2 protein-coding genes are annotated in these 3483 nt (G+C 77.5%); both read right to left on the bottom strand.

What is annotated here, in order from left to right:
- Positions 1 to 87 precede the first annotated feature (87 nt).
- On the bottom strand, positions 88 to 1413 hold the full coding sequence (locus ACFWXO_RS45100) for a hypothetical protein (protein ID WP_375897403.1): 1326 nt from the start codon (positions 1411 to 1413) through the stop codon (positions 88 to 90).
- A 766-nt stretch (positions 1414 to 2179) separates the two neighbouring features.
- Positions 2180 to 3298 (bottom strand): alpha/beta hydrolase family protein, encoded by a 1119-nt coding sequence (locus tag ACFWXO_RS45095; protein ID WP_380533009.1) that lies wholly within the window; start codon positions 3296 to 3298, stop codon positions 2180 to 2182.
- Positions 3299 to 3483: the final 185 nt, after the last annotated feature.

Genomic DNA, 3483 nt, shown 5'->3' with positions numbered 1-3483 from the left:
TACGTCCAGTACGAGGCCGACTCGGGCGCACGCCCAGCCGGGCGCCCAACGCCGCGCGCTGATCTGCCAAGATCCGCCGGACAGGCCCTAGGCCCCGCCGGTGTGGACGCTGAACGCCGAGCGGCGGGCCGCCCGGGCCACGCCCGGGTCCGGGTGGACGCCGGAGACCGCCGTCAGCACCGAGGCCGCCCGCGGGTGCCCGGACTGCCGGGCCCGGGCGAACAGCCGCACCGGGTCACCCGCCGAGGCGCCCTCGACGTGCCCCACCAGCAGCTCCGTCTCGCCGTGGTCCAGCACCGCCGCCGCCGTGTCCACCCACAGCCAGGCCGCGTCCTCGGCGCCCAGCACGTCCGCCGGGGCGACCCCCTCGTCCGAACGCTCGGCCAGCCAGAGCAGCGCGTACGGGCGCAGCACCGGCTCGTCCACCGCCGCCCGCACCGCCTGCTCGGCCGGACCGCCCGCCACCCGCAGCGCCTCGAAGGCCAGACCGCGCACCAGCGCGTCGTCACCCTGGGCCGCGTCCAGCAGCTCGGCCACCGCGCGGTCCGCCGGGCGGGCCGCCACCCAGGCGCGGAACTCCGCCCGGGCCGGGCCCGGCGAGTAGTCCGCGCAGGCGTTCAGCAGCTCGAAGGCGCTCTGCTCGATGTGCCCGGCCGCGGTCTGGGCGACGGTGCAGATCTCCTCCAGCTTCGCCCGCACCGCCCAGTGGCCCAGCGGGGACAGCTCGGCGGCGTCGTCGCGGCGCACCACGGCGCCGACCGCCGTCAGGCCGTCCAGCATCCAGTCCAGCACCGCGGCCACGTCGGAGACGGCGGCCGGGGTGTCGATCTGCGGCGCCCGGCAGGTGCCGCGGACGGCGGACACCGCCGAGGCGGCGTGCGGCACCGGCGACAGGCCCGGGTTGCCCAGCCCGGCGCCGACCCGGCGCTCGTCCAGGCCGCGGCGCAGCAGCTCCAGCAGCTCGCTCTCGGCCACCGGGCCGTCCACCAGGTGCAGGAAGGACAGCAACTGCGGGGCCTGGTCCACGGCCTGGCCGGCCAGGACCGCGAACACCCCGCGCAGCGCGGCGGGCGGGACCGGGGCGAGCAGCGTCCAGGCGTCGAACAGCCCGGACCAGCCGCGCACCACGGCCTCGTCGTCGTGCTCCCAGGCGTGCAGGCGCCAACCGGGGCCCGCTCCGCCGTCCCGGGCCTCCACCAGGCCCACCAGCAGGGCCTGGCCCCAGGCCTTGACCGCCGCGCCGACCGTCATGGCCAGCGCCCGGCCGGCGTCGCGGGCGTCGTCCGGGAGCAGCTCGCCGCGCTTGTCGACCTCCGCCAGCTCCCCGGCCCAACGGGCGATCCGGACGGCGTCCACCAGCATCCGACGGGCCAGCGGCGCCAGCTCGGCCGGCGCGGGGAAGCCCTCCGGCACCGGAACCCGGCCCCGGCCGGGGGCCGGCGCGGGCCCACGGCGCCGGGGTACGGCGGCCCCGCCCGGCCTGCCGCCGGAAGGCCGTTGGGCCGTACCTGGGAGACGGGTCACCGTCGCACCGGTACCGATCGTCGGCGGGAGCGGGGCATCACGGTCGCGCGGGTTCCGAGACGTCACGTCGAGCAGTCTTCCCCTTGTACCGGCCTTCTGTCACATCCGGTTGCCCGTACGACCGCTCGACCGGGGGCGGCACCTCCGCAAGATCGGGCAACAGAGGCAAACCGCCTGGCCGGAAACGTGTGGCGGGGTCATGCCAGGGGGCGGCGGGGCGTCACGCTGCGTGTGGGGACGGGGCCTGTGGGTGGTTTCACGGGGGCGGGAGGGGTGGGGCGCGGTGCAAGTGGAGGACTGCGATCCGGCCAGGTGGCATGTGCCTGCGGGGGGGGCGCGGCGGGCCCACAAATAGCCGGGGGGGGAGAGAGGGGGGTGTGGTGGTGGTGTTGGGTCTGGATCGGGTGGGGCGGTGGGGGGGGGGGGGGGGGGCGCTGGTGCCCCCGCGCGCGGCGGGGGTGGGGGGGGGGGGGGGGGGGGCCCGGCCGGCGCCCCGCGGCGGGGGGGCCCCCCCCCCCCCCCCCCCGGGGGGTGAGGAGGGGAAGGGAGCTGCTGACGGGCTTGGGGTGGGTTTTCGGGAGCAATGTTTGCCCCTGAGGGCGGGTCAGGGGGGGCCGGAGGGGAGGGCCGGAGGGGGTGGGTCAGAGGGGGTGGGTCAGAGGAGCGGGGTCAGCCAGCGGCGGAGGAGTTCGGTGTAGTGGTCCGGCGCCGAGTTCCAGAGGGCCGCGTGCTCGGCACCCGGGAAGCGCTGGAGGTTCACCACGTCGTGGCGGGCCGCGGCCAGGTGCTCCACCGTGCCGATCGGCGCGAGCGTGTCGTCCGGACTGTGCAGCACCAGGGTCGGGACCCGCAGGTCCGCGCCCTCCGCCAGGCGTGAGGAGTCCGCCAGGTCGACGCCGGTACGGCCCTCCGCCGCCAGCGCGCCGAGCTCGGCGGAGACCCCGGTGAAACCCGCCCGGGCCGCGTCCCGACGGGCGGCCGTGGGCAGGTCCAGGACCGGCGAGTCCAGCACGATCCCCCTGATCGCGTGCGCCCACGCCGAACGCGCCGCCGTCTGCAGCACCGTCGTCGCCCCCACCGACCAGCCGTACAGGATCACCCGGCCCGCGCCGTGGTCCAGGGCCAGCCGCATCGCCGACTCGACGTCCCGCCACTCCGTCTCGCCGAAGTGGCTGTAGCCGTCCGGGGACGCCGGGGCGCCCTCGTCGCCGCGGTAGGTGACCACCAACGCCGGCAGACCCAGGCGGTGCAGGGCCGGCAGCACCGGAAGCACCTGCTGGCGGTCCGCCTCCGGGCCGTGGACCAGGATCACCCAGGTACCGCGCTTGCCGCCGAGCAGCCAGACCGGCAGCGGGCCGAGCTCGCCGTCGGCCACCGTGTCGGTGAAGGCCAGGCCGAGCGCCGAGGTCGGATCGCCCAGGTGCACGCGCGGAGTGAAGCGGACCTCGGTGCCGGGCGTCAGGGTGCCCCGGTCCGCCCGGACCAGCCGGCGGGTGACGCCCTGCGCGTCACTGTGCAGGACCTCCTCCACCACCGCGTGCCCACCGTCCGCCCACTCCACCGCCCAGCGACCGGGGCGCAGGCTCTCCGGACGCCGACTGAACGTCACCCGCCCCGCCGCGAGGCTCTGCACCAGCACCGGCCCCGAATCCGGGCCGTCGGCGGCCGGGCCCGCGCCCGGACGGACCAACCGCTCGGAGGCCCGACGGCCGACGACCAGGACGGCGGCCCCGGCGGCGGCGGCCGCCACGACGGCTGCGGTTCCCCAACGCATATCGATCCCCGCTCTGTTCACTGACCCGGACGGTGTTCGAGGACCAGTCCACAAGGGGGGTGGCGGGGCGGCCACTGGGCGGGGCCGTCTGGGGGGGCCGCTGCGCGGGGCTTTGGTTGGGGGGTGGGCTCTCGGGAGGGTGGGTTGGTCCGGGGGCGGTTCCGGGGGTGGGCGCTCCGGGGGCT

The sequence above is a fragment of the Kitasatospora sp. NPDC059088 genome (assembly GCF_042738155.1).
Taxonomy (GTDB): Bacteria; Actinomycetota; Actinomycetes; order Streptomycetales; family Streptomycetaceae; genus Kitasatospora.
Note: the sequence above shows the minus strand (reverse complement) of the source record. Positions and strands in the feature narration are given on the sequence as shown.